A 26,912-nucleotide genomic window follows, 5' to 3' on the forward strand; every position below is an offset into this window, starting at 1 on the left:
ACCTGCATGACTTCGCTGACGCACGCCGACTACCTGGCGTTGCGCCGCTTTCCCGCTCTTGACGGTCTACGCGCCATCGCCGCGGTGATGGTGGTGTTCTTCCACTACGGCGGCCCGGACTGGCTGCAGGGCTGGGCCGGTGTCCAGATGTTCTTCGTCCTCAGCGGATTCCTGATCACCACGCTGATGCTGCGCGAGGAGCACCGCACCGGCCGGATCTCGCTCAAGGAGTTCTACCTGCGGCGAGGGTTCCGGATTCTGCCCGTGTACCTCGTGGTCCTGCTCATCACGGCGGTCGGTTCCGCGCTCTTCGGCAAGTTCATCAGCAACGGCATCGGCCCCGCGCTGAAGTACTTCCTCACCTTCACCAACGAGTTCGCGGACGGCAGCCCGTTCGACCAGTCGTGGACGCTGGGCATCGAGCAGAAGTTCTACCTGGTGTGGCCGCTGGTGGCGGTCGCACTGGGCACCGTCGTGCTCAAGCGCCGTGCCGGTGCCGCCGTCCTGTTCATGCTGCTGGGGCTCGTCCTCGTCAACTTCACCGTGGCGCAGCGCAACCCGGGCTGGCCGTTGCACTACTTCTCGATCCTGACCGGCGTTCTGCTGGCCATCGCCCTGCACAGCCGGCGCGGGTTCGCGGTCCTGCGGCCGTTGACGAACCCGGTCGCGCAGGTGATCGTCTCGATCGGATTCGTCGGCGTGCACCTGAGCCTGAAGCCGGTCGCCCACTTCCTGAACGGGATCAACGGAATCCAGGGCCACGTGCTGGTCATCCCCGTGTACGCACCGGCAACCGCGCTGCTGCTCGCCGCGCTGGTCGCGCCGGGGCCCGCCACGACCTTCCTGTCGGCGAAGCCGATGCAGTTCGTGGGTGAGCGCTCGTACGCGCTCTACCTGGTGCAGACGATCGCCGCGACGGTCATCTGGTTCTGCTGGCCGACGCTCTCCGGCATCGGGCAGGCCGTGGCGGTCACGACCGTGGGCCTGGCGCTGGCGAGTGTCCTCCACAAGACCGTGGAGATTCCGATGATCGACCTCGGTCGTCGCGTGATCACCCGCCAGCGCGTTCGGTCTCAGCAGGGTGCGCCGCAGGCTCCCGCGCCGCAGTCGGCCGAGTCGTCGCGGCTCGCGACCATCGGGCAGGCCCAGCCGTAGAACGGGTTCGGGGCGAGCGGCACGCGGTCGCGTCCGCTCTCCCTGGCCAGTTCCTCGGAATACTCGGTGGTGAGCGTCACGTTCGTGCCGCTCTCCTGCGCGTCGTAAGCCCCCTTCTCCAGCGAGACGATCTCGACACCGCGCGAGATGTCGGCGATGAAGACGCTGTTCTTGTGCCAGTACGGCGCCCACGACACCGCCGAGTCCGGCCGCCAGTACCCGATCTGGATCGGCTTGGTGGGGTTGGAGATGTCGAGGAACCGCGTGCCCTGCTCGTACCAGGAGTAGGCCACGATCCGCTTGTTCACGTCGAAGTAGTGCGCCGAGCACTCGACGTCACCGGGGATCGTGCCCTCCTGGTCGTCCGGGCTCCACACGCCGACCGTCTTCATCTCGAACGGCTGTGCGCTCCAGCCCTCGCCGTTGAACGAGCCCTTCAGCGAAGAGATGACGAACCGGCCCTCGGTCTTGCACGTGGGCGACCCGAAGGCTTCCTCGGTGTGCAGCAGCAGCGTGCCGGCCGGATTCTCAGGCGTGGGGCGGGGTCCGTCGGCCAGCGTCCTGCCGATCGGGCGGAACGAGTTGTGCGTGAACGAGGTCGGCATGTCGGCCTTCGGCACGTTGCCACCCGCGTACGCGATCGGGTCCCACGCCTTCGCCTCGCGGAACTTGCCGCTCAACGGATCGCGGTGCCAGCCCTGCGTCCAGTAGCCACGCGTGCCGTTGTCGCCCGCGACCCACGCGATGCCCTGCGCGTCGACCTGGACGTCGTGCGTGATCTTGCCGTCGCCCGGTTTGCCGCGGACGTCGACCGAGACCGGCAGTTCCTTCGGCGTCTTGGGATCGCGGATGTCCGTGACGAAGATTCGCCCCGTCTTCGCCTCCGTTCGGTCGCGTCCGGCCGTCCACAGGAACTGGCAGTCGTTGATGCAGGTGGTCGTGTGACCGGTGTCCTGCCGGTGGAAGCTCAGGATCTTGAGGTCCGCCGGGTCCACAGCGGACACGATGTAGTTGCCGGTCGGGCGGTCGCCGGGCAGTGCGCGCCCGAACGAGTTCACCTCGCGTGCCAGGAACGCGAGCTTGCGGACCGGGTCGACGTTGATGTCCTCGTTCTCCCAGAAGATCTTCGTGGGGTCGTCACCCGGCAGCGCCATCTCCTGCTTGGTGAGGTGGTCGAGGAGCGTCGGGTGATCGAGATCGGTGACGTCGTACGTCTTCAGCCCGGTCTCCAGGCTGACGAACGCGACGTCGCGGGGCCCGTACTGGGCGAACGCGATCGAGATCGCCCGTGCCGAGTCGGGAAGCGTGGCCTTCAGGCGCACGTTCTTGGCCGCCGCTTGGAGGCGTGGTTTGTCCACCGCGGGAGTCTTGGGTTCGGCCGCCGCCGCCGAGGCCAAGCCTGCCGTGGTGAAGGCCAGCAGGGCTGCCGCAGTCACTGTGGCTATTACCTTCATGCGCTCGACCCTGGCAGCGTCGCAAATGAGACGAGTAGGTCCGAACGTCTAAGCTTCTGCTCCGTGCAGGCGACCGTGTCGACGTTTAACAGTGACGGATCGGCCGTTGTTCTGCGTGATGACGGCGTTTTGCTCGACGTGAGCGCGGAAGCCGTCACTGCGGGTGGCTGGCGAATGCTGCGTCCAGGGCAACGGGTGACCCTCGAACGTAGTCCCGACGGGGCCATCACGGCCCTGCGGATGCCTGTTCTGTGACGAGGAGTTCACCAGACGGACGTCCTGGTTGGGGGCGCTCACGGCAATAGTGCGGAACAATGCTGGACGTGAGCACGGACGACAACGACGGCAAGGCGACCCCCTCCCGACGCCGCACGCGCGACAAGGCGGAAACGGCGACCCCGCGCAAGCAGCCTCGTGCGGCGACCCGGCGAGTGTCCACGACTCGCGCGAAGGTCGAGCGAGGCCAGGCAGCCGCCGCCCCGTTGCGCGGCGTGCCCTCCGCACCGCCCGCGGTGACGTCGGCCATCCTGCCCACGGACCTGCCGGACGACCGGTACTTCAACCGTGAACTGTCCTGGTTGGACTTCAACGCCCGCGTGCTCGCACTGGCCGAGGACTCCTCGCAGCCGCTGCTGGAGCGCGCGAAGTTCCTCGCGATCTTCGCCTCGAACCTGGACGAGTTCTACATGGTCCGGGTCGCGGGCCTGAAGCGGCGCGCGGAGACCGGTCTCACGGTGCGCAGCGCGGACGGGCTCACGCCGCTCGAGCAGCTCGTGGGGATCTCCAAGCGCTCGCAGGAACTCGTCGAGCAGCACGCCCGCGCGTTCCTCGACCACATCCGGCCCGGTCTGGAACAGCATCAGATCAGCATCGTGACGTGGGGCGACCTCACCGACTACGACCGCTTGCGGCTCTCCAACTACTTCAGCGAGCAGGTGTTCCCGGTCCTGACGCCGCTGGCCGTCGACCCGGCGCACCCGTTCCCGTACATCTCCGGGCTGTCGCTGAACCTCGCGGTGACCGTGCGCGACCCCGAGGGCGGCGGCGAGCGGTTCGCGCGGGTGAAGGTGCCGGACAACGTGCCGCGCCTCGTTCGCGTGGAAGCGGACCGTTCTTCGTCTTCCGCGACCTTCCTGCCGCTGGAGGAGCTCATCGCCGCGCACCTGGGCGAGCTGTTCGCCGGCATGGAGGTGATCGAGTGCCACGCGTTCCGCGTCACGCGCAACGCGGACCTCGAAGTTGAGGAGGACCGCGACGAGGACCTGTTGCAGGCGCTGGAACGCGAGCTCGCGCGGCGCCGGTTCGGTCCGCCGGTGCGCCTGGAAGTCGCCGACGACATGACCGAGCACATGCTCGAACTGTTGCTGCGGGAGATGGACGTCGACCCGCACGACGTCGTGACCGTGCCTGGATTGCTCGATTTGTCGTGCCTGTGGTCGATGTACGGCATCGACCGCAAGACGTTGAAGGACCCGGCGTTCGTGCCGGCGACGCACCCGGCGTTCGGTGAGCGCGAGACGCCGAAGAGTGTTTTCGCGACGCTGCGCGAGGGTGACGTGCTCGTGCACCACCCGTACGACTCGTTCTCCACGTCGGTGCAGCGCTTCATCGAGCAGGCGGCGGCCGACCCGCACGTGCTCGCCATCAAGCAGACCCTGTACCGCACCTCAGGTGACTCGCCCATCGTGGACGCGCTGATCGACGCGGCCGAGGCGGGCAAGCAGGTCGTGGCGCTGGTGGAGCTGAAGGCGCGCTTCGACGAGCAGGCGAACATCAAGTGGGCGCGTGCGCTGGAAAAGGCGGGCGTGCACGTCGTCTACGGCCTGGTGGGCCTGAAGACGCACTGCAAGACGTCACTGGTCGTGCGCCAGGAGGGCTCGACGATCCGGCGCTACTGCCACATCGGCACCGGCAACTACAACCCGAAGACCGCGCGGCTGTACGAGGACGTCGGCATCCTCACGGCCGAGCCGACGATCGGCGCGGACCTCACGGACCTGTTCAACGTCCTCACCGGATACGCGCGCCAGGACGAGTACCGCTCGTTGCTGGTGGCTCCTTACGGCGTGCGCAAGGGCATCGTGGACCGGATCAACCTCGAGATCGAACGCGCGCAGGCAGGCGAACCCTCAGGCGTGCGCATCAAGGTGAACTCGCTCGTCGACGAACAGGTCATCGACGCGCTGTACCGCGCATCGCAGGCCGGTGTACCCGTCGACGTGGTCGTGCGCGGCATCTGCGGCCTGAAGCCGGGCGTGAAGGGCATGTCGGAGAACATCCGCGTGCGCTCGATCCTGGGCCGGTTCCTGGAGCACTCGCGGATCTTCCACTTCGCCGGCTGCGACGAGTACTGGATCGGCAGCGCGGACATGATGCACCGCAACCTCGACCGCCGCGTCGAGGTGGCCGTGCGCGTCATCAACCCGCGGCTGGCCAAGCAACTGGCCGAGGTCTTCACCTCGGCCCTCGATCCGCAGACGCGCTGCTGGGTGCTGCGCGCCGACGGAGAATGGGAAGCGTCGCCGTCCGACGGCTCGTCGGTGCGGGACCACCAGATGGAACTTCTCCACAAGCACGGAGCTCTTGGGTGATCAAAGCTGCTGGGGCGGTGCTGTGGCGCGATGCCGACGGTGACGTCGAAGTCGCGGTCGTGCACCGCCGGCGTTATGACGACTGGTCGTTGCCGAAGGGAAAGCTGGACCGGGGAGAGACGATCCCGGCCTGCGCGGCACGTGAGGTCGTGGAGGAAACCGGGTACGAGTGCGTGCTCGGCCGCTATCTGCTGCAGACCTCGTACAAGGTGCGGGGCGACGCGAAGACGGTCGACTACTACGCCGCCGAGGCCGTTTCCGGTTCCTTCGTGGCCAACGACGAGGTCGACTCGTTGAAGTGGCTGCCGGTGGCCGAGGCCGCCTCGGTGCTGACGTACGCGCACGACCGCGATGTGCTGGCGGAGTTCGACCGGCTGCCGGCGGACCTGTTGCTGGTGTTGCTCGTGCGGCACGCGAAGGCCGGGAAGCGGTCCGAGTGGGACTTGGACGACGACCTCCGGCCTTTGTCCGGCGCGGGCTGGAAGCAGGCAGCGGCGCTGCAGTCCCTGTTGCCCTTGTGGTCACCCACGCGCGTCCACACGGCTCCTCGGGTGCGTTGCGCGGACACCGTGCGGGGCGTGGCCGAGGACTTGGCCGTCGAGATGGTCGAGGAGCCGCGGCTGTCCGAGGAGGGCTACTGGCCCGACCCGGAAGCAGGTCTCGTGCGGCTGCTGGAGGTGGCGGCCGTCGAGGGCCGCGCGGTCGTGTCCTCGCAGGGCGGCGTGATCCCGTCCGTGGTGCGGACCCTGACCGAACTGGGTGGCCTGCGGCAGTCCGAGTTCCCGTGCAAGAAGGGCAGCGTGTGGGTGCTGGCCTTCACCCGCCCGTTCGGCACGTGGTCCACTTCGGACTCACCTTCGCGCTGGCCAACGCTGGTGTCGGCGCACTACCTGGCCTCGGCGCTGCCCCGTCCCTGAGGGTCGTTGCAGACGTTTTCAACCGCCGTCTTCTCGCCCGACGAAAGTTCGCCTCTGGCAACCAAGTCGGGTTCGGAGGCGGCGGTTTCGCTTGTCGCGGGGGCGTTCGCAGGCGTGGCGGCGTTATTTCTATTGGGGCTTCAGGCGTTCTCGGGAGTGGTTCCGGAACGCCGCCGGGGGCATCGGAAGGCTCTCTCGCCAATCATCTCCAGGCGGGCTCCGCATTTCTGTGAGGCCCATCAGGCGCAGGCGTGGGGTCGCATCTCTCGGCGCGGCGTCATTCGTATACCGGTGGTTCCGAGTTGCCGGCATCATTCAGCGCCTGCCGGTCAGCCCCGGAGTTTCCGGCCGCCGGCCCGCTTCCCAGGTGTGCCAGCGCCTTCCCGGGGCGTTCACCGGAGCCTTCACACACGGTTCCAAGAACGCTCCGCAAGCGTCCGACCAGCATCTTCAGGCATACCAACCAGGTTCGCCGACACCCAGCGAGTCTCACTGGGGCACAACCATCCCCGCCGAGCACTCACAGCCCCTGCCAGGCGTGCTGACCATCCCCGCCAGGCGCTCAGGCCCCTGCCAGGCGCGCTGACCATCTGCGCGGGAGCTCGTCCCGCCTCTCCCAGGCGCCCCAGGCGTTCTCAGCTCACCCGCGGCCGCTTCCCAGGCGTGGCAACTCCCCCAGGCACGCGGAAGGCCCCGGTGTGCGCACACCGGGGCCTTCCGCGTGGTTACTGAAGTGACGCAGCCTCCCTGACGGAGGCCCGTCTCACTTCTTCTTGGCAGCCGTCTTGCGAGCCGCGGGCGCCTTGGCGGCCGTGGTCTTCGCAGCGGGCTTGGCCGCAGCCGTCGTCTTGGCGGCAGCGGGCTTCTTGGCAGCGGTCGCCTTGGCGGCCGGCTTCGCAGCGGTCTTCGTCGCGGTCGCCTTCGCAGGCGCCTTGGCAGCAGCGGGCTTCGCGGCGGCCGTGGTGGTGCGACGGGTCGCGGGCGCCTTGGTGGCGGCCGCGGCCGTGCGAGTGCGCGTGGTGGTCGCGCGGGTGGTCGCCGCCTTGGTGGCGGGCGCCTTCGTTGCGGCCGCGGGCTTCGCGGCTGCAGCAGCGGCCGGCTTGGCAGCAGCCTTGGCGGCAACAGCCTTCGGCAGCTTCTTCGCGCCGCTGATGACGTCCTTGAACGTCGAGCCGGGGCGGAACGCGGGCACGTTGGTCTTCTTGACCTTCACGGTCTCGCCCGTGCGCGGGTTGCGCGCGGTGCGAGCCGCACGGGCACGCTTCTCGAAGACGCCGAAGCCCGTGATGTTGACCTTCTCGCCCTTGTTGACGCTGCGGACGATGACGTCCACGAGGCCGTCAACAGCAGCGCCGGCGGTCTTCTTGTCTCCCAGGCGCTCGGCGAGCGCCTCGATGAGCTGGGCCTTATTCACCGTCAGTCCCTCCCAGGACGCTCACGGCCCTAAGAGACGGGCCGACTAGAACGCAACGGTAGGCCCAAATCGCGAGAAATACCAATCGCCACGCCAGATTTTTCGTTGTGGCGTGGCTAATTGCGCCCCTTCGAGGGACAGGAGGCGCCGGATTCGCCCCTCTGGAGGGGAGAATCCGGCCCCCTCTCAGACCGCCTGAAGCGGATCCGTTGTGGGCAACCAAGTCTGGCGATTGCCCTCGAATCCGCTGATCTCGGCCTCGTGGCGCAGCGTCAAAGCGATGTCGTCGAGGCCTTCCAGAAGGCGCCAGCGGGTGTAGTCGTCGATCTCGAACGGGGCTACCAAGTCCTTGGCGCGAACGGTCTTGTCGGTGAGGTCCACGGTGACCGGCGTGCCGGGTTCGGACTCCAGCAACTTCCACAGCAGCTCGACATCGGACTGGCTGCACTGCGCCGCGACGAGACCCTGCTTGGCCGAGTTGCCCCGGAAGATGTCGGCGAAGCGGGACGACACGACCACGCGGAAGCCGTAGTCCTTCAACGCCCAGACGGCGTGTTCCCGAGAGGACCCGGTGCCGAAGTCGGGGCCTGCCACGAGGACGCTGCCCGTCTTGAACGGCTCCTGGTTGAGGATGAAGTGCTCGTCCGAGCGCCACGCGGCGAAGAGCCCGTCCTCGAACCCGCTGCGCGTCACGCGCTTGAGGTAGACGGCCGGGATGATCTGGTCGGTGTCCACGTTGGACCTGCGCAGCGGCACGCCGACGCCCGTGTGGGTGGTGAAGGCTTCCATGACTCAGTTCTCCAGGTCTGCGGGGGCCGACAGGGTGCCGCGCACGGCCGTGGCGGCGGCGACGAGCGGCGAAACGAGATGCGTCCGGCCGCCCTTGCCCTGCCTGCCCTCGAAGTTGCGGTTGGAGGTCGACGCGCTGCGCTCACCCGGCGCGAGCTGATCCGGGTTCATGCCAAGGCACATCGAGCAGCCCGCCTGACGCCACTCGGCGCCCGCGTCGAGGAAGACCTTGTCCAGTCCCTCTTCTTCCGCCTGCTTGCGCACCCGCATCGAACCGGGGACGACCAGCATCCGTACTCCAGAAGCGACGTGCTTCCCCTTGATGACGTCCGCGGCGGCGCGCAGGTCCTCGATGCGCCCGTTCGTGCAGGAGCCGAGGAACACCGTGTCCACGTGGATGTCGCGCAGCGGCGTGCCGGGCTCCAGGCCCATGTACGCCAGTGCCTTCTCGGCGGCCACGCGCTCGTTCTCGTCCGCGATCTGCTCGGGGTCGGGGATGTTCGCACCCAGAGGCAAGCCCTGGCCGGGGTTCGTGCCCCACGTGACGAACGGCGTGAGCGTGTCCGCGTCGATGTGCACCTCGGCGTCGAACTTCGCGTCGTCGTCGGTCTTGAGCGTGCGCCAGTACGCGACGGCCGCGTCCCAGTCGGCGCCGGACGGTGCGTGCGGACGACCCTTGATGTAGTCGAAAGTCGTGTCGTCCGGTGCGATCATGCCGGCGCGCGCGCCCGCTTCGATCGACATGTTGCAGACCGTCATGCGCGCTTCCATCGAGAGGTTCTCGATCGCCGCGCCGCGGTACTCGAGCACATAGCCCTGTCCGCCACCGGTTCCGATCTTCGCGATGACCGCGAGGATGATGTCCTTCGCCGTGACGCCGGGCCTGAGCGCGCCGTCGACGTTGATGGCCATCGTCTTGAACGGACGCAACGGCAACGTCTGCGTCGCCATCACGTGCTCCACCTCGGACGTGCCGATGCCGAACGCCAGCGCGCCGAACGCTCCGTGCGTCGACGTGTGACTGTCGCCGCACACCACGGTCATGCCGGGCTGCGTGAGGCCGAGCTGCGGGCCCACCACGTGGACGATGCCCTGTTCGAGGTCACCCATCGGGTGCAGCCGCACGCCGAACTCCGCGCAGTTGCGCCGGAGCGTCTCGACCTGAAGGCGCGACACGGGATCCGCGATCGGCTTGTCGATGTCGACGGTCGGGACGTTGTGGTCCTCGGTGGCGATCGTCAGGTCGGGCCTGCGCAGCTTGCGGTTGGCAAGCCTGAGGCCGTCGAACGCCTGGGGGCTGGTGACTTCGTGGAGCAGATGGAGGTCGATGTAGAGCAGGTCCGGCTCCGCACCACTGCCGTGGCGCACAACGTGTGCCTCCCACACCTTCTCCGCGAGCGTGCGGCTCATCGCGACATCTCCCACATTATGGACGCGCCGACAGATCTGGACTTCTCACTGTCTGGGAAGTTAGTATCGGCTTGTGGGACAGCATAGCGGGATCGGCGTGCTGGACAAGGCAGTGGCCGTGTTGAACGCCGTAGCAAAAGATCCGTGTGGCTTGGCCGAGTTGTGCAACCGGACCGGCCTTCCACGAGCGACCGCGCACCGCCTGGCCGTGGGCCTCGAGGTGCACCGGTTGCTGCGCCGCGGCTCCGACGGCCGCTGGCGCCCAGGCGCGGCTCTAGCCGAACTGGCAGGCGGTGCGACGGACCCGTTGCTGGACGCGGCTTCCTCCGTGCTGCCGCGCCTGCGCGACATCACGGGCGAAAGCGTGCAGCTGTACCGGCGCGACGGCATGCAGCGCGTCTGCGTCTCGGCCGCCGAGCCTCCGTCGGGCTTGCGCGACACCGTTCCGATCGGCGCACGCCTGCCGATGACGGCCGGCTCGGGCGCCAAGGTCCTTGCGGCATGGGCAGACCCTGGCACCCAACGCGCCGTCCTGGCCGACGCCGTCTACGGCGAACGCACTCTGCTGGAGGTCCGCCGCCGCGGCTGGGCACAAAGCGTGGCCGAACGGGAACCAGGCGTGGCCTCGGTTTCCGCCCCCGTGCGCGACTCCTCAGGCGCCGTAGTGGCCGCTGTCTCAGTCTCGGGCCCGATTGACCGAATGGGCCGCCGCCCAGGCGCCCGCTGGGCAGCCGATCTCCTGGCCGCAGCGGAAGCCCTCCAAAGCCGCCTCTAAAAGCACCAACGCCACCGTGGCCGCTCTCCTCACCAGAGGACAGCGGCCACAGTCGTTTGAGCCCCACGACACGCCGTAACATCGCACACGACACGCGGGCAAGAAGTGTCTAACGATAGAAGTTGGTGCCGCAGAGAACTCACAACCCAACGTCGGAATGCCCACCCATTTACAAAGTGACAGCAGTCACCAAGCGAAATACCCACCCCACAAATAGGGGCGAGCGAAGCGACGCCCCCACCGCGCACCTAGGGGAAACCTACGGGGGGTCCGGGGGGCGAAGCCCCGCCGGCCGGGGGTCTGGGGGCTTGGCCCCCAGAAGACAAAGCGAAAGAGGCGTGTCAGCGTTTTCCGCTGACACGCCTCTCCCACCTCTGTAGCCCCGAAGGGATTCGAACCCTCGCTACCGCCTTGAGAGGGCGGCGTCCTAGGCCGCTAGACGACGGGGCCCTAGAACTTCTTGCTGGATGAACCTTATCAGATCGCTCTGTCCGGTCCAAATCCGGCTATTCAGTTCTTATTCTTACTTTTCTAGCTAGCTCCGGAAGTGTGCCCGAGGGCTGTTCTTCCTTCGCAGCTGGGGTACCAGGACTCGAACCTAGACTAACTGAACCAGAATCAGTCGTGCTGCCAATTACACCATACCCCATTGGCTTTCACGATCGACTTCGGTGTCCCGAAGGAGTTCCGAGGCTCTCGTTGCTGCCGGGAGAAATACTAGACCACGCGGCCACCAGAAGTGAAATCGGCCCCCACCTACGGGCAAACACGCAGGTAGGGGCCGGTTTCAGAGCTTACTCAGGCGTTGGCGGCCGACAGCTCGCACACGAGGAGCTCCGGCAGTTCCGCGAGCCCCGTGATCGACGACAACCCGGCGGGCAACGTGCCGCCGGACGGCCCAGTGCGGTTGATCCACACGCCGTGCATGCCCGCGTCGCGGGCGCCGATGGCGTCGGCGTGCAGGCGGTCTCCCACGTGGACCGTGTCGCCGGGCGGCACCCCGAGGGCCAGGCAGGCCGTGTGGAAGATCACGCGGTCCGGCTTCGCGCAGCCGACCTCGCCGGCGATCAGGACGGCGTCGAAGTACGACGAGAGGCCCAGCTGGGCGATCTTCACGCGCTGGTGGCGGCCGGAGGCGTTGCTGATCGCGGCGATGGGGAGGCCCGTGGCGCGCAGCCAGTCGAGCATCGGGATCACGTCCGGGAACAGGCACCAGCCGGCCGAGAGAACCTCCTGGCGAGACAGCTCGCGGCGGGTGGCCTCGTCCAGCGTCAGCTCCTCGCCGAGAGCGGCGAAGAAGGCTTGGGTGCGGATGTTGCGCATCGACTCGTACTGGAGCTCGCCGGCCAGCTGGCGGGTCACGTGGTCGTCGGTGATTCGCTGCCACAACGACCAGGCGTCGGCGTTACCGACCATCGAGGCCAACGCGGCGCGCGAAGAAGTGCTGTAGTCGACAAGTGTGTCGTCGACGTCCAGGCACACAGCGCGGATCTCGCCGGTTCTCTTACGCGTGAAAGTCGGGGACGCAGTTGTCACCCCGGAAGGTTAGGTGTGAGGGGGCCTCGTCCGATTCGGCTAACGAGGTGATTCCTATAGGTCCTTGCACGATCAAGCGGACCTTGAGGCCCCGAACGACCTAGTCACGCTCCTCCAAGCGCCGAATGCAATCACCCGGTCGAGTGGTATCCGCAGACTGGACCGTCTCTGCCCGAACGGGCGGTTCCGCGAGCGCGACACCCTAGCTCGTACAACGACATTCCGCACGAGCTGCAACCTTTTCGAGGCCTGGTTTCCCAGACCGTCCACTGTGGACCAGGCGGCAGCGACCCAGGTCACTCGGAACCCAGCTTGACGCATCTGGCGATCAAGAGCATGCTGAGTTTATTCAACAGCGGTTGAAATGAGGGGATCGAGATGGAGAGGACTACCTGCCTGGTCGTCGGGGGCGGACCCGCCGGCATGGTGCTGGGGCTGCTGCTGGCGCGCGGAGGTGTCGAGGTCACGGTGCTGGAGAAGCACTCCGACTTCCTGCGCGACTTCCGCGGCGACACGGTGCACGCGTCGACGCTCACGCTCATGGACGAACTGGGGCTGGGGCCCGCGTTCGAGCAGGTGCCGCACCAGGACGTGGACAAGATCGAGGCGCTGCTGGACGGCGGACGCAAGGCCACGATCGCCGATCTGCGCAGGCTTCCCGGCGCGAACAAGCGCATCGCGATGGTGCCGCAGTGGGACTTCCTGGACCTGCTCGCCGACGCGGGCAAGCTGGAGCCGGCGTTCCACCTGCGGATGAACACCGAGGTCACCGGAATCACCAAGAGCGGCAACAAGGTCACGGGCGTGCAGTACCGCGACCGCGTCGACGGGCACGAGGGCGAGATCAGTGCCGACCTCGTCGTCGCGGCGGACGGGCGGAGCTCGATCCTGCGCGCTGCCGTCGATCTGCCGGTCTACCAGTTCGGCGCTCCGATGGACGTGTGGTGGTTCCGCTTGCCGCGCAAGGAGAGCGACGCGATCAAGGGCGGCGCCGGACGGTTCAGCGCGGGCAGCGCGATGGTGCTCATCCCGCGCAACGAGTACTTCCAGTGCGCGTTCCTGATTCGCAAGGGCACGGACCAGCAGCTGCGTGCCGAGGGCGTGGAGAAGTTCCGCGAGCGGGTGGTCACGCTCATCCCGTGGCTCGCCGACCGCGTCGACCACATCAGGAGCATCGACGACGCGAAGCTGCTCGACGTGAAGCTGGACCGGTTGCGGCAGTGGCACGTCGACGGACTGCTGTGCATCGGTGACGCTGCGCACGCGATGTCGCCGGTCGGCGGCGTGGGCATCAACCTCGCCGTGCAGGACGCGGTCGCCGCGGCCAGACTGCTCGCGAAGCCGTTGCGGCAGGGCGTGGTCACCAGCCGTGCGCTCGCGAAGGTGCGCAGGCGCAGGTTGTTCCCGACGGTCGTGATCCAGACCGTGCAGCGGATCATCCACCGGCTGTTCCTGGGCCGGAAGCTCAACAGCACCGAGACGGTCTCCTCGAGCGGCACGCCGTTCATGCTCAAGGTGGCGCAGCGGTTGCCGTTCCTGCAGGCGGTCCCGGCCTACGTGATCGCGATCGGGCCTCGCCCGGAGCACGCGCCGGAGTTCGCGCGCCGCAAGCCGCAGACGATCGTCAGGTCGTGACGCCCAGGTCGTGACGCCTAGGTCGTGACGAAGGACTCGGATGACTCACCGAGCACCATCGCCACGGCGTGGGCGCGATCCCTGGCGCCCAGCTTGCGCAGGATCGCCTTCACGTGGGTCTTCACGGTGTCGTTGCTGATGAAGAGCCGCTGGGCGATGCGCGCGTTGTCCATCCCCTTCGCCATCTCGGCCAGCACGTCGAACTCACGAGCCGACAGCCGGCCGAGCGAGGCGGGCGGAGGCATCCGCGCCGGCAGACGCGCGAGCGAGCCCACCCGTGCGTCGATCGTGGCGGGAGCACCCCGCACCGCGGCCGCGATCAGCGGTAACAGCTCGGCCACTGGCGAGGTTTTCAGCAGGTAGGCCACCGCGCCGGCGTCCAGCGCCGCGCGGGCCCAGCTCGGACTGTCCGCATTGGACAGCACCACGACGCGGGCGCTCGGCCGGAACTGCGCCGTGTCCCGCACGGTGCGCAACGGCCCGGCGCCCGGCACGTCGAAGTCCGCGACGACCAGGTCCACCGGGGTGCTGCGCAGACAGCGCGCAGCATCGGCCACGGTGTGGGCGATGCCCACAACGCGGAAGCAGTGCGTGCGGTGCAGTGAGAGTCGCAGCCCCTCGGTGATGAGCTGTGATCCGTCGACGAGCAGCACACGGGTGGACGCCAGGTCCGTCATGACACCGGGAAGTTACTAGCGGGTACCCGGGTGCGTAACCTGCCGGACGCCGGATTGCGCCGTATGGCTACCTATTTGCGACCGGATTGGTGAGCGTCCCGAGGCCGTCCACAGTCACGGAGACCGTCTGTCCGGCCGCCATCGGCCCGACACCGGCCGGCGTCCCGGTCAGGATCACGTCGCCGGGAAGCAGCGTCATGACGCCGGAGACGTACTCGATGAGCGCCGGAATGTCGTGCACCATCAACGAAGTACGCCCGTCCTGCTTGACCTCCCCGTCGAGCTCGGTGACGACGCGGACATCGGAGGGGTCGAACTCCGTTTCGATGAAGGGACCCATCGGGCAGAACGTGTCAAAACCCTTGGCACGCGTGAACTGCACATCCTTCTTCTGCAGGTCGCGGGCCGTGACATCGTTGGCGATGGTGTAGCCCATCACGACGCTCATCGCCTTGGCCTTCGGGACTTCCCGGCACGGCTGGCCGATGATGACGGCCAGCTCGCCCTCGAAGTCGACGCGCTGCGAGGCCGCGGGGATCTTGATCTCGACGTTCGGGCCGATCACGGACGTGTTGGGCTTCAAGAAGACCAACGGCTCGGCCGGAACCTCGTTGCCCAGCTCAGCGGCGTGGTCGGCGTAGTTGCGGCCAATACCGATGATCTTGGTCGGCAAGATCGGCGCCAGCAGCCTGACGTCGGCCAACGGCCACTTCCGGCCCGTGAACGTGGGCGTGCCGAAGGGGTGTTCGGCGATTTCCGCAGCTTCCTCGCCGTGAACAGCGACGAAAGCTACGCCTTGAGGGTGAGCCACTCGAGCGATTCGCACGTATACAACCTTAGACGGGTGCCAGTTCAGGCGCCCCGGCGCTTCCTAGGGGGCAACGCACGATCTGTGCTGGTTACTCGTTCAAAGCACTGCTCCGCATCGACTTGTGGACCAAGGCGTCGCAGAGCGCTAGCCAGGAGGCCTCGACGATGTTGCCGTGCACACCCACAGTGGTCCACTCGCGCTCGCCGTCGGTGGACTCCACCAGCACGCGCGTCACCGCGTCCGTTCCGGGGTGCTCGGTGAGGATGCGCACCTTGTAGTCGGCCAGCTCCACAGTGTCCAACCAGGACAGATGCGGCAGCAACGCCTTGCGCAGTGCCGCGTCCAGCGCGTGCACCGGCCCGTTGCCCTCGGCGGTCGCGATGACCCGCTCCCCCGCCACGTGCACTTTGACCGTGGCCTCCGACACGATCTCGCCGTCCGAGCGGTGGTCGAGCACCACCCGGTACGACTCCAGCGTGAAGGGAGGAGTGTCCAGTTCGGACAGCTCTGCGCGCAGGAGGAGTTCCATCGACGCGTCGGCCGCCTCGAACGACCAGCCCTTCGCCTCGAGTTCCTTCACGCGCTTGAGAGCGCTGCCGACTTCGGTTGACCGGCCGGTCAGGTCGAGTCCGAACTCACGTCCCTTGAGCTCGATACTCGCCCGACCGGCCATCTCGGTGACCAGCACCCGCATGTCGTTGCCGACGATGTCCGGATCGATGTGGTTGTACAGCTCCGGATCCACCTTGATCGCGCTCGCGTGCAGACCCGCCTTGTGAGCGAATGCTGACGACCCGACATAAGCCTGGTGGGTGTCGGGTGCGATGTTCGCGATCTCGGCCAACGCATGGGAGACACGGGTGAGCTCGGCCAGTGCCCCGGTCGGGAGCACCTCCATGCCGAACTTGGTCACGAGGTTTCCCACGACGGCGAACAGGTCCGCGTTGCCTGCTCGCTCGCCATAACCATTGGCGGTGCACTGAACGTGCGTCGCGCCCGCCTGAACGGCCGCGATGGTGTTCGCCACGGCGCAGGACGTGTCGTCCTGGCAGTGGATTCCCACTCGGAAGCCGGTCTTCTCGACCACCTCCGCGACCGTCTCGGCGAGACCGAGCGGCAGCTGCCCGCCGTTCGTGTCGCACAGGACAACGACGTCCGCGCCACCCTCCACAGCGGACTCCAGCACCTTGAGGCTGGTTTCCGGGGAGAACGCGTACCCGTCGAAGAAGTGCTCGGCGTCGAGGAAGACGCGCCTGCCGTGGTCCTTGAGGAACCGGACGGTGTCGCGCACCATCTTCAGGTTCTCGTCGGCGTCCGTCCTGAGTGCACGCTCGATGTGCCGCAGGTCCGACTTGGCCACCAGCGTGACAACGGGCGCCTGGCTGTCGAGAAGTGCCTTGACCTGCGGGTCTTCCTCGACCTTGACCCCGGCCTTGCGCGTCGCCCCGAACGCGACCAGCTTGGCGTGCTTGAGCTCCAGATCCCCTGCCGCAGCCCGCGCGAAGAACTCCGTGTCCTTGGGCAACGCGCCGGGCCAGCCGCCCTCGATGAACCCGACGCCGAGCCCGTCCAGCAGCCGCGCGACCGCGAGCTTGTCCGTGACGGAGTACGAAATGCCCTCACGTTGAGCGCCATCGCGCAACGTCGTGTCGTAGACGTGGAACTCGTCGCTGGGGCCGGCCATCGGGGTTCATCTCCTCATCAGGGCAAACAAAAAGACCCCCCGCGGGATGCGAGAGGTCTGCGCGTCGGGTGCCAGGGGCGGCAACTACCCGACGCGCTCGTCAATAATGATGGCGATGTGCTGAACCATGAAGCGGATGCTGCCACAGCTCAGCACGTCATACCAAGCGCCGGGAAGAAATCTCCCACTATCTGGTCACGGTGAGTACTGGCGCACGCCTGCCAGTACTGGATTCACGCCTGTGACAGGTACTTCGCGAACGCCTCGATCGACGCCGGGTTGCGCGGCGACTCGACCAAGGCCGCGTACGGGAGTGCGAAGAAGCGCTTGTTCTTGACGGCCGGTGAGTTCGCGAGCGGTGCGAAGCCCTCCAGGAACGCCTGCTTCTGCGCGGGCGTGTTCGCCTCGCCGTCCGCGTAGTCCACGATCAGCACGACATCGGGGTCGCGCTGCACGACGGTCTCCCAGTTGACCGTGGTCCAGCTGTCGTCGAGGTCACCGAAGATGTTGTCGCCGCCCGCCTTGGAGATCACGTCCTGGGGCGCGGCGTTCCTGCCGGACGTGAAGGGCTGGTCCTGGCCGCTGTCGTAGAGGAACACCTTCGGGCGCGGCTTGCCGGCCATCAGCTTGCCGGCGTCGGAGATCTGCTGCTGGTAGCCCTTGATGAGCTCCTCGGCCTCGGCCTCGACGCGGAAGATCTTCCCGAGGTTGCGGAGATCTGTGTAGAGAGCGTCCAGCGCGGGCATGATGCCGCGCTGCTTGCCGACGCCGTTCCGGCACGCCTCGGTGAGCTGGTAGGTGCCGATTCCGAGTTGCTTCAGTGCGTCCGGGGTGAAGCCGCTGCTCTCGGTGAAGCCGTAGTTCCAGCCGGCGAAGACGAGGTCGGCGTTCGCGCCCTGCACGACCTCCTTGGAGATCTTGTCGGCGAGCTTCTTCGTGCTGTCGAAGTCGGACTTCCACGGCGAGGTCCGCAGGTCGACCGTGTTGCCGCCGTCCACGACGTAGCCGGCCATGCGGTCCTTCAGCCCCAGGGCGAACATCAGCTCGGTGATGCCGGTGTCGTTCGTGACCACTTTGGACGGCACCTGGTCGAACGTCACCTGCTGACCGCAGTTGGTGACGGTCACCGGGTCGACAGCCGGCTTGTCCTGCGCGACCGTGGCGCCGCAGCCGGACACCAGCAACAGCAGGGCGCAGAGCGCGGTTCTCAAGGGGTGACCTCCTGGTCGAACAGGAGCTGGGGAACTCCCGTGGTGGGGTGGCGCACGACGTGTGCCGTGACGTGGAAGACCTTGGCGATCAGCTCCGGCACCAGAACCTCGGCCGGCGTGCCCGACGCGACCAGGCGGCCTTCGTCGAGCACGCACAACCGGTCGCAATAGGACGCGGCCAGGTTCAGGTCGTGCAGCACGGTCAGCACGGTGATGCCAAGGCCGCGGGCGAGCGCCAGCACCTCGAGCTGGTGGCGGATGTCGAGGTGGTTGGTCGGCTCGTCCAGCACCAGGACGCGGGGTTCCTGGGCGATGGCTCGGGCGATGAGGACGCGTTGCCGTTCGCCGCCGGAGAGGCTGAGGAAGCTGCGTGACGCGAGGTGCGTGATGTCCACTGTGGCCAGTGCGTCGCGGACGGCCTGAGCGTCGCGCACGGAGCGCTCGTGTGGCAGGCGACCCATCTCCACGATCTCTGCGACCGTGAAGTCGAACTCGACCTGCGACTCCTGCGTCAGGGCAGCCAGCTCACGAGCGAGGTCATGTCGTTTGTGGACGTTCGTGCCGTCGATCAGCACCGCGCCGGAGTCCGGCTTCAGGGCGCGGTAGACGCAGCGCAGCGTGGTCGACTTGCCGCTGCCGTTCGGACCGACGATGCCGACGACCTCGTTCTCGGCCGCCAGCGAGATGTCCGAGATGATGCCCTGGACGGTGACGCCGAGAACCTCGAGGCGCATCAACGTCCTCCGAACACGTACGACTTGCGGCGCATGAGGAAGACGAAGCACGGCACGCCGATCGCGGCCGTGATGACGCCGAGCGGGAGCTCTTCCGGCGCGGCGAGCATGCGGGCGGCCACGTCGACCCACACGAGGAACGACGCTCCGGCAAGGGGTGCGAGCGGCAGCACACGGCGGTGGTCCGCGCCCACGACCATGCGGGTGAGGTGCGGCAGCATCAGGCCGACGAACCCCACGGCGCCGCTGACCGCCACCAGCACGCTCGTGATGCCCGCGGTGACGACGAACAGCTGCGTGCGGAACCGGTTGACCGGGACCCCCAGCGTGGTCGCGGTCTCGTCGCCCATCGCCAACGCGTTCAGCTGCCGCGCCCTGGTCATCAGGTAGACGATCCCGGCGACGGTCACGACCGTGGCGACGGGCAGCGACTGCCAGTTCGCGCCGCCGAGGCTGCCCAGCAACCAGAACATGGCGCTGCGAGCGGCCTCGCCGTGCGGCGCCTGGAACACCAGCAGCATCGCCGCCGCGGAGAACCCGTACGCCAGCGCGGTTCCGGTCAGCACGAGCCGCAACGGGGTGAGCCCTAGGCTCGTGCGCGCGGTGACGTAGACCAAGGCGGTCGCGCCGAGCCCGGTCAGGAACGCGCCCGTCGACAACGCGTAGACACCGAGCCCGGACAGGGCGCCGAAAGTCGCCACGGCCGTCGCGCCGACGCTCGCACCGGACGAGATGCCGAGCACGTACGGGTCTCCGAGAGCGTTGCGGACGACGGCCTGGATGGCCACGCCGACCGCACTCAGACCTGCGCCGACGACCGCGGCCAGCATGACACGAGGCAGCCTGATGTCCCAGACGATGCGGTACTGCCCGGCGAGGTCGGCAGGCACCGTGCCGCCGGTGATGGCCGCCCACAACAGGTCGGCCGTGACGCCGAACGGGACGGAGACGGGGCCGAGCGCCACTCCCGCCACGATGCTGACGGCGAGCACGCCGACGAGCGCGCTGATCTTCGCGACCACAAATGCCCTTCCCGCAGTCCACGGCAGGATGTACTGGTTTCAAGCCGTGTGCGGGTATTCGGGCTTGCCCCAAAAACTGGGACCTACCGTTGCGGGTCAGCGCCGGACTTCGACCGGACTTCCCCCGTGCACGACTCACTCACCCTAACCGACGAACCAGTGCACAAATCCGGCACGAGCCGCGTCTGGAGTGCATGGACCTGGGTGAACGACGACGGTCTCGGCGCGAGCAGCTGCGGCGCAAGCACGGCACAACGCCGCTGGTCAGGCAGGACACCGCCGTTGCCGCACTCGTGCTCACCGTGATCGTGGCGGTGTCGGTCGCGGGTGGCGTCGCACACATGCCGATCGCCACCGCGCTGAACGACCTCTACTGCACGCCCGCAGGCTGCGCGTCGCTGCCCCAGGTGCTGACCGGGCTGGCGGTCGCGGCGGCACCGCTGGCGGTCTTCTTCTGGCGTCGAGACGCCGCCTTCTACCTCTACCTGCTGCTGGCGGGATTCGCCGGCACCGTGTTCATCACGTCCAACCAGGACGTGATGAACGACGGTCTGTGGGCGCTGCCGCTGACCTACTTCCTCACCTCACTGCTGGTCGTGCCGTTCACAGCGCTCCTCCTGCACCGAAACCGGGCGTGAAGCGCCTGAAGTACTCCAGGCTGTTCTTCATCTGCTCCTGTACGTTGCCCCACTTCGGCATTTCGTCCGGGTCGAGCATCTCCAGCACGTCGACGGACTCGGTCGCCTTCTCACCGGGAACGAGGATCTCTGCCCGCTCACCGGGGAAGATCGACACCAGGTGGCCGACGTGCCAAGCGTCGCGCCTGGCTCCCTTGACGAGCACCTTCCACGGCGGGTCGTAGTTGTCGCGATGCTCGAGCTCCATGCGGATGTACCCCAGCGCGGAGAACACGGAGTCGGCGGTGGTCATCTTGCGGCCGAACGGGCCGTAGACAGCCATCTTGATCTCTTTCGCGTTGACCGCCTGCCACACGACGCGGCCTACCCAGACCTGTTCCTTGCCCGACTCCGGATCTTTGCCGTAGAGCGGGATGTTCCGCGAGATCGCCGGGAACTCCCCGTCCTTCGTCCACTCAGGAAGCTCCTCCACTGGCTGCTGCGGAGGAGACGCCGGCCGGGACGGCGACGGAACGGGCGGCCTCATCGCGCGTGGCGGCTGCGGTGGCATCTGGCGCTGCGGACGCATCGGCGGTTGTTGCGGGTACATGGGACAAAGCTCCTTGTGGATCGCCGTTACGTCAGCTGTGTTTGGCCATGATGTCGCGCATCTGCTGGCGCTGCTCGTGGATCCGCTGCCACGTGTCATTTTCCTCGACACGAGACAGCCGGCCGGACTCCACCTCACCCTGCATCCGCTCGACCGAGTCCTGCAGTCGGAAGTAGTCGCTCCTGGAGGGTTCCGGGAGGTGTTCCGGTTCGGTGATCTTGGGGCGCTCGTCCGGCTCGTGCTTCGGTTGCTCGGCGGGCTGTTCGGGCTCGTGGTGGTCCGGAGTGTCGTGATCCCGGTCGTGCGACGGCAGGTCGTCCAGGTCTGTCTTCTGTGGACCGAACGGCTCGTCGGGAAAGGGGTTGTAGTCCGACGGCGGGTGCGACGCCGGCGGCTCGTAGTCGCCCTTGGTCCACGGCGGCATGCCGTCGTCGACGTGCTTGCCGATCTGGGTGGCGGCCGTCTCGGTCGCCTCGCGCGCGGCCGACTCCATCGCCTCGCGGGCAACCGCCTTCTCCGCACTGCCGGCGAACCCGGCGCCGTCGGTCGCGACGCCGATGGCGATGTCGCCGATCAGCTGGCCCGCCGCGGAGAAGGGATCCTTCTTCCACTCCTCGAAGTTGAGGATGCCTTTGACCGCCTCGGCCGGGTGCGTGACCATGTGCACCATTCCCGACGCCTGCTGCATCATGTGCGCCGCGTACTCGCCGGGATGGGCCATGTTGTACGGGTCGAGCGGGCAGCCCGCCCGCACCATCTTCACCAGGTTGAGCAGGGACTTGCCCCCGCCGGAGTGCAACGAGCTGACCTGGTCGACGGTCTTCTCGAAGGAGTCCTCGATCGAGGAGGCGAACTTCGAGAGGAAGCCCGGTTCCTCCGGCGCCTTGTCCTTCGCCCTGGTCACGATCGCGGCTGTCTCGGCCGCCGCGGTGCGCAGGGCGTTGCGGGCGTCGGCGAGCATCCGTTCGGCGGCTTCGCGCTGGGCCTTGCCTGGATCGTTGAACGGGGCCAGCGGCGACGGCAACGAGTCACCGGCGGCCTGCGCGGCCAGGAACGTCTTCTCGAACTGCGAGGACGCGGCGTCGTACTGGCGTTCAGCGTCCTTTGTGGCCTGTTTCGCCTCGTTGTAGAGCCGGATCGCCTCCGCCGCCTGGCGTTGCGCCTGCTCGACCGCACCCTTGTACGTCGTCAGCGCGTCCACCACGGGCCCGAACGCCTCGGCGGCGTCGCGCCACTTCGGCGTCTCCTTGCAGAAGTACTCGTGGAACTTGTCCGCGGCCGAACCCGTCCACTTGCCGACGTCCAGTGTGGACAGACCGCCGTACGCCTCCTGGCACGCGGACGAGAGCTTGCGCAGCCCGTCCGCGGTCTCGTCGAGCGTCGCGACGTTGCCCGGCACCAGTTCCTTCGGGTCGTCGGTGTCGCCGAGCTCACTGCGCCCGAGTCCGAAGATGTTCACCTGCGATCACCCGCCGGCTTGAACGAGGACTTCTCGCCGGTGATGTCCTTCTCCGCCGAGTCCAGGGACTTCTCGAAACCCTTCGAGGCCTTGTCCCACTCCTCGCCCAGACCCGTCGGCTTCAGGTACGGCTTGCCGAGCTCCTCCCACGACTGCTTGGTCGGGTCGGCCTGCGAGGTCGGGTCGCCGAGCAGGAGCTGGAACCCCTCCTTGACCTTGTCCTCCGCCTTCTCGTACACGCTCTTGGTGTCGGTGAGCGCGGTGACCATCTCCGCGCCTTCCTTGACGAGGTGCCGCACACCCCACTTCCAGCGCTCGAAGAACTCCTCCAGCGCGTCGGCGAGCACCTCGTCGCCGCACTCGTCCTCGCTCGGGCACAACCACCCGAGTGCGGTCGAGCTGGCCATGAGGTGCCCGCCGTCAGGAGCGAAGTCCTTCAGCGCGGCAACGGTGTCGTTGACACCCTTGATCGCGTGCCCCATCGCGCCGAGGTCGACGCCGTACCCGGTCACGCGTCCACCGCCAGGTCGTCGGGGACGATGCCGCGCGCCGGCGGCAGGGCCATCATGTGCTCGGACCCGTTGTCGAACACCACGCCCGTCGGCTTCGGCAGCGCGCGCAGGTAGTGGTCCAGCAACCGTTCGCCGGTGACCGCCAGGTAGGTGGCCTCCGTGCTCTCGCCCCGTGCCGCGAGATGTCGTTGCAGCAGCTCGGGACTGGAGAACGCGGCCAGCCAGCTCAGTCCCTCGATGGTGACGACCGGCAACGACAGCGGGTCGATCCGCTGCAGGTACACGGTGCTCTCCCGGAACGCCTTCAGGAAGGCTTCCGGATTCCCCCCGCCGTCGCGATAGCGCCTTGCCGTCGCGACAGCCTCGTTTTCTGTTTTCATGCCTCTCCCGTTCCTACCAATCCCCCCAGATCGGCAGCGCCGTACGTTACCGGTGGATCACGGTGAGTGTCGGAGAGGTCGTGCAACTGAGGTCCGCGTCACGATGTCCGATAGCGCATCAGCGCCGCACTTCCCTTGCGCTCCAGGGAGATCAGGCGCAAATCGGACATACTTCCGGTGAAGAGTCGTTGTCCGGCACCGATCACGCTCGGGAACACCATCAGGCGGTACTCGTCGACGAGCCCGGCCTCTGCCAGCTCCCGCACGACGCTGATGCTTCCGGTGACGACAACGTCTTGACGTGCCTTCAACTCCCACACCTGGCCGACCAGGTCGCCTTCGACCAGCGAGGAGTTCTGCCAACCGTCCACTTCGGTCAGTGAACGGGAGGCGACGCGCTTGGGGATGTTGTTCATCTTCGTGGAGAACTCGTCGGTGCGGCCGGGCCAGAGCTTCGCGAACAGCTCCCAGGTCGTGCGGCCGAGCAGCAGCACGCCGGTGTCGAGCAACGGCCCCAGCCCGAACTTGTCGCCCGCCACGGCTTCCGGGCCGTGCCGGAACGCCCAGCCGCCTCCGGCCGTGCCGCCGGAACCGTCCGGGTCCTCGACGACGCCGTCCAAGGTCGCGAACTCGATGACAATCAGATCGCTCATGCCACTACATACCGGCGAGGCCCGCGATACTCATCGCGATGGCCGACACGATTTTCGAGACGCGCGTCGAGCAGCACCGCGGCGAGCTGCTCGCCTACTGCTACCGCATGCTCGGGTCGGTCCACGAGGCCGAGGACCTGGTGCAGGACACCATGCTGCGGGCGTGGCAGGCCCGCGAGCGCTACGACGAGCGCAGGGCGTCGATCCGCACGTGGCTCTACCGGATCGCCACGAACGTGTGCCTGACCGCGTTGGAGGGCAAGGCGCGGCGCCCGCTGCCGTCCGGGCTGGGCGCGGCGAGCACCGACCCGGAGACGCCGCTGGTGCCCGCCTTCGAGGTGCCGTGGCTGGAGCCGTTCCCCGACGACCCCGCCGAACGCGCGGTGCGGCGCGACGGCCTGCGACTCGCTCTGGTCGCGGCGATGCAGTCGTTGCCGGCTCGTCAACGTGCCGTGTGGGTGCTGCGCGAGGTGCTGGAATTCAGCGCCGCCGAAGTTGCCTCGCTGCTCGACACCTCGGTCGCGGCGGTGAACAGCGCTCTGCAGCGGGCCCGCGCCGGGCTCGCGGACGTGGCCGAGGTCGCCCCACCCGATGATCCGGCCGTACGACGCACCGTCGAGGCCTACGTCCGTGCGTTCGAGGCAGCGGACGTGACCGCACTGGTCGAGCTGCTCACCGAGGACGCGGTCCTGGAGATGCCGCCGGTGCCGTTGTGGTTCGTCGGCAGGCACGACTACGGCGCCTTCATCCGGCGGGTGTTCGCGATGCGCGGGACGGGCTGGCGCATGGTCCCGACCATCGCCAACGGCCAGCCCGCCGTGGCCGCCTACGCGCCCGGCGACGGCGTGCACCGGCTCCACACCCTGCAGGTGTTCACGGTCGTCGACGGCCTCGTCGCGCACACCGTCGTCTTCCAGTCGCCTGCGGTCTTCGCGGCATTCAAGCTCGCCGACACCCTCTGACCTGCGCAAGAAGAAACTTCGAAAAAGTTCTGGGCTCGTGTCGATCCGGCGCCGCCCCTGTTCGACCTGTGGATGCCGAGGCCCCGAGGGCCCACGAGACACAGGGAGACACACCGTGAAGTTCATGATGATCTGGCGCGCGACCGACGAGGCCTTCGCGAACCTGGGCGACGTCGACTTCGACAAGATGCTGGAGGTCGTCGGCCAGTACAACGAGGAGATGATCCGCGCCGGGATCCTGCTCGCCGCCGAGGGTCTGTCCGACCCGTCCGAGGGCGTGGTCGTCGACTACTCCTCCGAGCCGCCGGTCGTCACGGACGGCCCGTACGGCGAGACGAAGGAACTGTTCAACGGCTTCTACATCATCAACGTCGCGTCCAAGGAGGAAGCGATCGAGTGGGCGAAGCGCGCGCCGATGACCGGGCCCGGCTTCAAGACCGAGATCCGCCGGGTGCCGACGATCGACGAGTTCCCGCAGGACAACGAGTGGATCCAGAAGGAGCGGGCCTGGCGCGAGGCCAACGGCCAGCTCTGACCGGAAAGCACGCGGGGACCCTACGTACTCCAGTGGAGTACGTAGGGTCCCCGCGCAACCCTGAAAACGTCAGCCCGTGCGCACGTTCGACGACACGAGCGCCGCGAGCCGGTCACCGATCGCGTAGGTCGCGCCCGGCGACTGGTGGTCGCGCGTCGCCAGGTCGAACGCCACGGAGGCCTCGATCCGGCGCGCCGCCTCGTGCTCGCCCAGGTGGTCGAGCAGCAGCGCCACGGACAGCACCGCGGCGGTCGGGTCCGCGATGCCCTGGCCCGCGATGTCCGGTGCCGAACCGTGCACCGGCTCGAACATCGACGGGTTGCGCCGCGTCACGTCCATGTTTCCCGACGCGGCCAGGCCGATGCCACCCGTGACGGCGGCGGCGAGGTCGGTCAGGATGTCACCGAACAGGTTGTCCGTCACGATCACGTCGTAACGGCCGGGGTCGGTGACCATGTGGATCGTGGCCGCGTCGACGTGCTGGTACGCCACGGTCACGTCCGGGTGCTGCAGCGAGACCTCCTCCACGACGCGCGACCACAACGAGCCGGCGTGCGTGAGGACGTTCGTCTTGTGCACCAGCGTCAGGTGGCGACGCTGACGGTTCGCCGCGCGGGCGAAGGCGTCGCGAACGACCCGCTCCACACCGAACGACGTGTTCAGCGAGACCTCGGTCGCGATCTCGTGCGGGGTGTCCTTGCGCAGCAGACCACCGTTGCCCGCGTACGGGCCCTCGGTGCCCTCGCGCACCACCACCATGTCGATCTCCGGCGGGTCCGCGAGCGGGCTGCGGACGCCGGGGTAGAGACGAGCAGGGCGGAGGTTCACGTGGTGGTCGAGCTCGAACCGGAGGCGCAGCAGCAGACCGCGCTCCAGGATTCCGCTCGGCACCGACGGGTCGCCCACCGCGCCGAGCAGGATCGCGTCGTGCTGGCGGAGCTCACCCAGCACCGACTCGGGCAACAACTCTCCCGTGGCGTGCCAGCGCGCCGCGCCGAGGTCGTAGCGAGTGATCTCGGCCGCCGGAACGACCTCGCCGAGGACCTTCAGGGCCTCAGCGATGACCTCGGGCCCGATCCCGTCTCCTGGGATCACTGCGAGCCGCATCCACACACCTCCCAGGTGTCCGTCCCCAATTAGTGGGACTACTTTCCTTCGCGAAAGGCTACCGGCATCGCGGCCACTCGCCGCATGCCGGACACCCCATCGGGGCGTTCTCTCCCGTACTGCGGGACACCCACACGGCCCATTGCCCACTTTCGAGTGTCACTCGACCGCACTACACCCATCGCGTCAAGGGGTGACACCCCTGCTTACAACGATGAAGGGAACCTTCATCCACGTGAGGTGGATGAAGGTTCCCTTCATC

The 26,912-nt window shown here is 67.6% G+C and carries 26 protein-coding genes, 2 tRNA genes and 1 riboswitch; of the genes, 9 read left to right on the forward strand and 19 right to left on the reverse strand.

The genetic code is table 11. The features are described 5' to 3' along the window. Positions 1–6: 6 nt before the first annotated feature. Positions 7–1,155, forward strand: a complete 1,149-nt coding sequence (locus UK23_RS07455) for an acyltransferase family protein (protein ID WP_045310635.1) — start codon at positions 7–9, stop codon at positions 1,153–1,155. Here UK23_RS07455 and UK23_RS07460 read toward each other — a convergent pair. Then, positions 1,074–2,609, reverse strand: coding sequence for a hypothetical protein (locus UK23_RS07460; protein ID WP_196777648.1), 1,536 nt, complete (start codon positions 2,607–2,609; stop codon positions 1,074–1,076). The genes UK23_RS07455 and UK23_RS07460 overlap by 82 nt on opposite strands. Positions 2,610–2,672: 63 nt before the next feature. On the opposite strand from UK23_RS07460, the gene UK23_RS51330 reads away from it, so the two are divergent. From UK23_RS51330 to UK23_RS07470, 3 genes are all read left to right on the forward strand, one after another. Continuing rightward, positions 2,673–2,864, forward strand: coding sequence for a cold-shock protein (locus UK23_RS51330; protein ID WP_156212905.1), 192 nt, complete (start codon positions 2,673–2,675; stop codon positions 2,862–2,864). A gap of 68 nt (positions 2,865–2,932) precedes the next feature. Continuing rightward, positions 2,933–5,200, forward strand: a complete 2,268-nt coding sequence (locus tag UK23_RS07465) for an RNA degradosome polyphosphate kinase (RefSeq protein WP_419503870.1) — start codon at positions 2,933–2,935, stop codon at positions 5,198–5,200. Further along, positions 5,200–6,117: an NUDIX hydrolase gene (locus tag UK23_RS07470; protein ID WP_045310674.1), complete on the forward strand. Its 918-nt coding sequence runs from the start codon at positions 5,200–5,202 to the stop codon at positions 6,115–6,117. Before UK23_RS07465 ends, UK23_RS07470 begins: the two co-directional genes overlap by 1 nt. 763 nt (positions 6,118–6,880) lie before the next feature. Here the strand turns inward: UK23_RS07470 and UK23_RS07475 are convergent. The 3 genes from UK23_RS07475 to leuC all read right to left on the reverse strand — a co-directional run bounded on the left by UK23_RS07475 (position 6,881) and on the right by leuC (position 9,730). After that, positions 6,881–7,531: an HU family DNA-binding protein gene (locus tag UK23_RS07475; protein ID WP_045310637.1), complete on the reverse strand. Its 651-nt coding sequence runs from the start codon at positions 7,529–7,531 to the stop codon at positions 6,881–6,883. Between the two features lie 186 nt (positions 7,532–7,717). Continuing rightward, positions 7,718–8,320: a 3-isopropylmalate dehydratase small subunit gene (gene leuD, locus UK23_RS07480; protein WP_045310638.1), complete on the reverse strand. Its 603-nt coding sequence runs from the start codon at positions 8,318–8,320 to the stop codon at positions 7,718–7,720. A gap of 3 nt (positions 8,321–8,323) precedes the next feature. Then, complete coding sequence (gene leuC, locus UK23_RS07485; RefSeq protein ID WP_045310639.1) at positions 8,324–9,730, reverse strand: 3-isopropylmalate dehydratase large subunit; 1,407 nt, start codon at positions 9,728–9,730, stop codon at positions 8,324–8,326. A 73-nt stretch (positions 9,731–9,803) separates the two neighbouring features. Here leuC and UK23_RS07490 point away from each other — a divergent pair, with 73 nt between their 5' ends. Continuing rightward, positions 9,804–10,505 (forward strand): IclR family transcriptional regulator, encoded by a 702-nt coding sequence (locus tag UK23_RS07490; RefSeq protein ID WP_045310640.1) that lies wholly within the window; start codon positions 9,804–9,806, stop codon positions 10,503–10,505. Positions 10,506–10,882: 377 nt separating this feature from the next. On the opposite strand, the gene UK23_RS07495 is transcribed toward UK23_RS07490, so the two are convergent. The 3 genes from UK23_RS07495 to UK23_RS07505 all read right to left on the reverse strand — a co-directional run bounded on the left by UK23_RS07495 (position 10,883) and on the right by UK23_RS07505 (position 12,041). Further along, a tRNA-Glu gene (locus tag UK23_RS07495) sits at positions 10,883–10,955 on the reverse strand. 127 nt (positions 10,956–11,082) lie between these two features. After that, positions 11,083–11,154 (reverse strand) — tRNA-Gln (locus UK23_RS07500). Positions 11,155–11,303: 149 nt separating this feature from the next. Next, the gene (locus UK23_RS07505; protein ID WP_231114409.1) at positions 11,304–12,041 is read right to left on the reverse strand and encodes an HAD family hydrolase; all 738 of its coding nucleotides are present in this window, start codon (positions 12,039–12,041) and stop codon (positions 11,304–11,306) included. A 378-nt stretch (positions 12,042–12,419) separates the two neighbouring features. Here UK23_RS07505 and UK23_RS07510 point away from each other — a divergent pair, with 378 nt between their 5' ends. After that, the gene (locus tag UK23_RS07510; RefSeq protein WP_045310642.1) at positions 12,420–13,676 is read left to right on the forward strand and encodes an FAD-dependent oxidoreductase; all 1,257 of its coding nucleotides are present in this window, start codon (positions 12,420–12,422) and stop codon (positions 13,674–13,676) included. A 17-nt stretch (positions 13,677–13,693) separates the two neighbouring features. Here the strand turns inward: UK23_RS07510 and UK23_RS07515 are convergent, their stop codons facing one another. From UK23_RS07515 to UK23_RS07540, 6 genes are all read right to left on the reverse strand, one after another. Continuing rightward, positions 13,694–14,353, reverse strand: coding sequence for a response regulator transcription factor (locus UK23_RS07515; RefSeq protein WP_045310643.1), 660 nt, complete (start codon positions 14,351–14,353; stop codon positions 13,694–13,696). A gap of 67 nt (positions 14,354–14,420) precedes the next feature. Beyond that, on the reverse strand, positions 14,421–15,179 hold the full coding sequence (locus tag UK23_RS07520) for a fumarylacetoacetate hydrolase family protein (RefSeq protein ID WP_045310644.1): 759 nt from the start codon (positions 15,177–15,179) through the stop codon (positions 14,421–14,423). Between the two features lie 73 nt (positions 15,180–15,252). Then, positions 15,253–16,848, reverse strand: coding sequence for a citramalate synthase (cimA, locus tag UK23_RS07525; RefSeq protein WP_045310645.1), 1,596 nt, complete (start codon positions 16,846–16,848; stop codon positions 15,253–15,255). A gap of 233 nt (positions 16,849–17,081) precedes the next feature. Further along, on the reverse strand, positions 17,082–18,059 hold the full coding sequence (locus UK23_RS07530; protein WP_045310646.1) for an ABC transporter substrate-binding protein: 978 nt from the start codon (positions 18,057–18,059) through the stop codon (positions 17,082–17,084). After that, entirely contained in the window at positions 18,056–18,793 is a 738-nt protein-coding gene (locus UK23_RS07535) for an ABC transporter ATP-binding protein (protein WP_045310647.1), read from the reverse strand. The genes UK23_RS07530 and UK23_RS07535 overlap by 4 nt, the downstream gene beginning before the upstream one ends. Beyond that, positions 18,793–19,815: a FecCD family ABC transporter permease gene (locus UK23_RS07540; protein ID WP_231114410.1), complete on the reverse strand. Its 1,023-nt coding sequence runs from the start codon at positions 19,813–19,815 to the stop codon at positions 18,793–18,795. The genes UK23_RS07535 and UK23_RS07540 overlap by 1 nt, the downstream gene beginning before the upstream one ends. A gap of 31 nt (positions 19,816–19,846) precedes the next feature. Further along, positions 19,847–19,969: riboswitch (cobalamin riboswitch) on the reverse strand. Positions 19,970–20,009: 40 nt separating this feature from the next. Here UK23_RS07540 and UK23_RS07545 point away from each other — a divergent pair. Beyond that, positions 20,010–20,453, forward strand: coding sequence for a hypothetical protein (locus UK23_RS07545; RefSeq protein ID WP_045310649.1), 444 nt, complete (start codon positions 20,010–20,012; stop codon positions 20,451–20,453). Here the strand turns inward: UK23_RS07545 and UK23_RS07550 are convergent. From UK23_RS07550 to UK23_RS07570, 5 genes are all read right to left on the reverse strand, one after another. Next, on the reverse strand, positions 20,419–21,042 hold the full coding sequence (locus tag UK23_RS07550) for a hypothetical protein (RefSeq protein WP_045310650.1): 624 nt from the start codon (positions 21,040–21,042) through the stop codon (positions 20,419–20,421). The genes UK23_RS07545 and UK23_RS07550 overlap by 35 nt on opposite strands. A 31-nt stretch (positions 21,043–21,073) precedes the next feature. Further along, positions 21,074–22,501 (reverse strand): putative T7SS-secreted protein, encoded by a 1,428-nt coding sequence (locus UK23_RS07555; protein WP_045310651.1) that lies wholly within the window; start codon positions 22,499–22,501, stop codon positions 21,074–21,076. Further along, positions 22,498–23,013, reverse strand: a complete 516-nt coding sequence (locus UK23_RS07560) for a hypothetical protein (RefSeq protein WP_045310652.1) — start codon at positions 23,011–23,013, stop codon at positions 22,498–22,500. Before UK23_RS07560 ends, UK23_RS07555 begins: the two co-directional genes overlap by 4 nt. After that, positions 23,010–23,393, reverse strand: coding sequence for an SseB family protein (locus tag UK23_RS07565; protein ID WP_063778051.1), 384 nt, complete (start codon positions 23,391–23,393; stop codon positions 23,010–23,012). The genes UK23_RS07560 and UK23_RS07565 overlap by 4 nt, the downstream gene beginning before the upstream one ends. 98 nt (positions 23,394–23,491) lie before the next feature. Then, positions 23,492–24,046, reverse strand: a complete 555-nt coding sequence (locus tag UK23_RS07570) for a dihydrofolate reductase family protein (RefSeq protein ID WP_045310653.1) — start codon at positions 24,044–24,046, stop codon at positions 23,492–23,494. A 38-nt stretch (positions 24,047–24,084) separates the two neighbouring features. Between UK23_RS07570 and UK23_RS07575 the strand changes: the two genes are divergently transcribed. Together UK23_RS07575 and UK23_RS07580 are read left to right on the forward strand one after the other, a co-directional pair. Further along, positions 24,085–25,008 (forward strand): sigma-70 family RNA polymerase sigma factor, encoded by a 924-nt coding sequence (locus UK23_RS07575; protein WP_045310654.1) that lies wholly within the window; start codon positions 24,085–24,087, stop codon positions 25,006–25,008. Positions 25,009–25,123: 115 nt separating this feature from the next. Then, positions 25,124–25,543, forward strand: a complete 420-nt coding sequence (locus UK23_RS07580; protein WP_045310655.1) for a YciI family protein — start codon at positions 25,124–25,126, stop codon at positions 25,541–25,543. Positions 25,544–25,612: 69 nt separating this feature from the next. Here UK23_RS07580 and UK23_RS07585 read toward each other — a convergent pair whose 3' ends face one another. Next, on the reverse strand, positions 25,613–26,650 hold the full coding sequence (locus tag UK23_RS07585; RefSeq protein WP_045310656.1) for a 3-isopropylmalate dehydrogenase: 1,038 nt from the start codon (positions 26,648–26,650) through the stop codon (positions 25,613–25,615). Positions 26,651–26,912 lie beyond the last annotated feature (262 nt).

It is taken from the genome of Lentzea aerocolonigenes, from assembly GCF_000955955.1.
Classification (GTDB): Bacteria; Actinomycetota; Actinomycetes; order Mycobacteriales; family Pseudonocardiaceae; genus Lentzea; species Lentzea aerocolonigenes_A.

What these genes read in the sequence shown, in the direction of transcription:
- UK23_RS07545 (WP_045310649.1), top strand. Translation starts at nt 20,010, where the DNA reads ATGGACCTGGGTGAACGACGACGGTCTCGGCGCGAGCAGCTGCGGCGC.
- UK23_RS07515 (WP_045310643.1), bottom strand. Translation starts at nt 14,353, where the DNA reads ATGACGGACCTGGCGTCCACCCGTGTGCTGCTCGTCGACGGATCACAG.
- UK23_RS07460 (WP_196777648.1), bottom strand. Translation starts at nt 2,609, where the DNA reads ATGAAGGTAATAGCCACAGTGACTGCGGCAGCCCTGCTGGCCTTCACC.
- UK23_RS07565 (WP_063778051.1), bottom strand. Translation starts at nt 23,393, where the DNA reads ATGAAAACAGAAAACGAGGCTGTCGCGACGGCAAGGCGCTATCGCGAC.
- cimA (WP_045310645.1), bottom strand. Translation starts at nt 16,848, where the DNA reads ATGGCCGGCCCCAGCGACGAGTTCCACGTCTACGACACGACGTTGCGC.
- UK23_RS07585 (WP_045310656.1), bottom strand. Translation starts at nt 26,650, where the DNA reads ATGCGGCTCGCAGTGATCCCAGGAGACGGGATCGGGCCCGAGGTCATC.
- UK23_RS07550 (WP_045310650.1), bottom strand. Translation starts at nt 21,042, where the DNA reads ATGTACCCGCAACAACCGCCGATGCGTCCGCAGCGCCAGATGCCACCG.
- UK23_RS07455 (WP_045310635.1), top strand. Translation starts at nt 7, where the DNA reads ATGACTTCGCTGACGCACGCCGACTACCTGGCGTTGCGCCGCTTTCCC.
- leuC (WP_045310639.1), bottom strand. Translation starts at nt 9,730, where the DNA reads ATGAGCCGCACGCTCGCGGAGAAGGTGTGGGAGGCACACGTTGTGCGC.
- leuD (WP_045310638.1), bottom strand. Translation starts at nt 8,320, where the DNA reads ATGGAAGCCTTCACCACCCACACGGGCGTCGGCGTGCCGCTGCGCAGG.
- UK23_RS07575 (WP_045310654.1), top strand. Translation starts at nt 24,085, where the DNA reads ATGGCCGACACGATTTTCGAGACGCGCGTCGAGCAGCACCGCGGCGAG.
- UK23_RS07535 (WP_045310647.1), bottom strand. Translation starts at nt 18,793, where the DNA reads ATGCGCCTCGAGGTTCTCGGCGTCACCGTCCAGGGCATCATCTCGGAC.
- UK23_RS07570 (WP_045310653.1), bottom strand. Translation starts at nt 24,046, where the DNA reads ATGAGCGATCTGATTGTCATCGAGTTCGCGACCTTGGACGGCGTCGTC.
- UK23_RS07510 (WP_045310642.1), top strand. Translation starts at nt 12,420, where the DNA reads ATGGAGAGGACTACCTGCCTGGTCGTCGGGGGCGGACCCGCCGGCATG.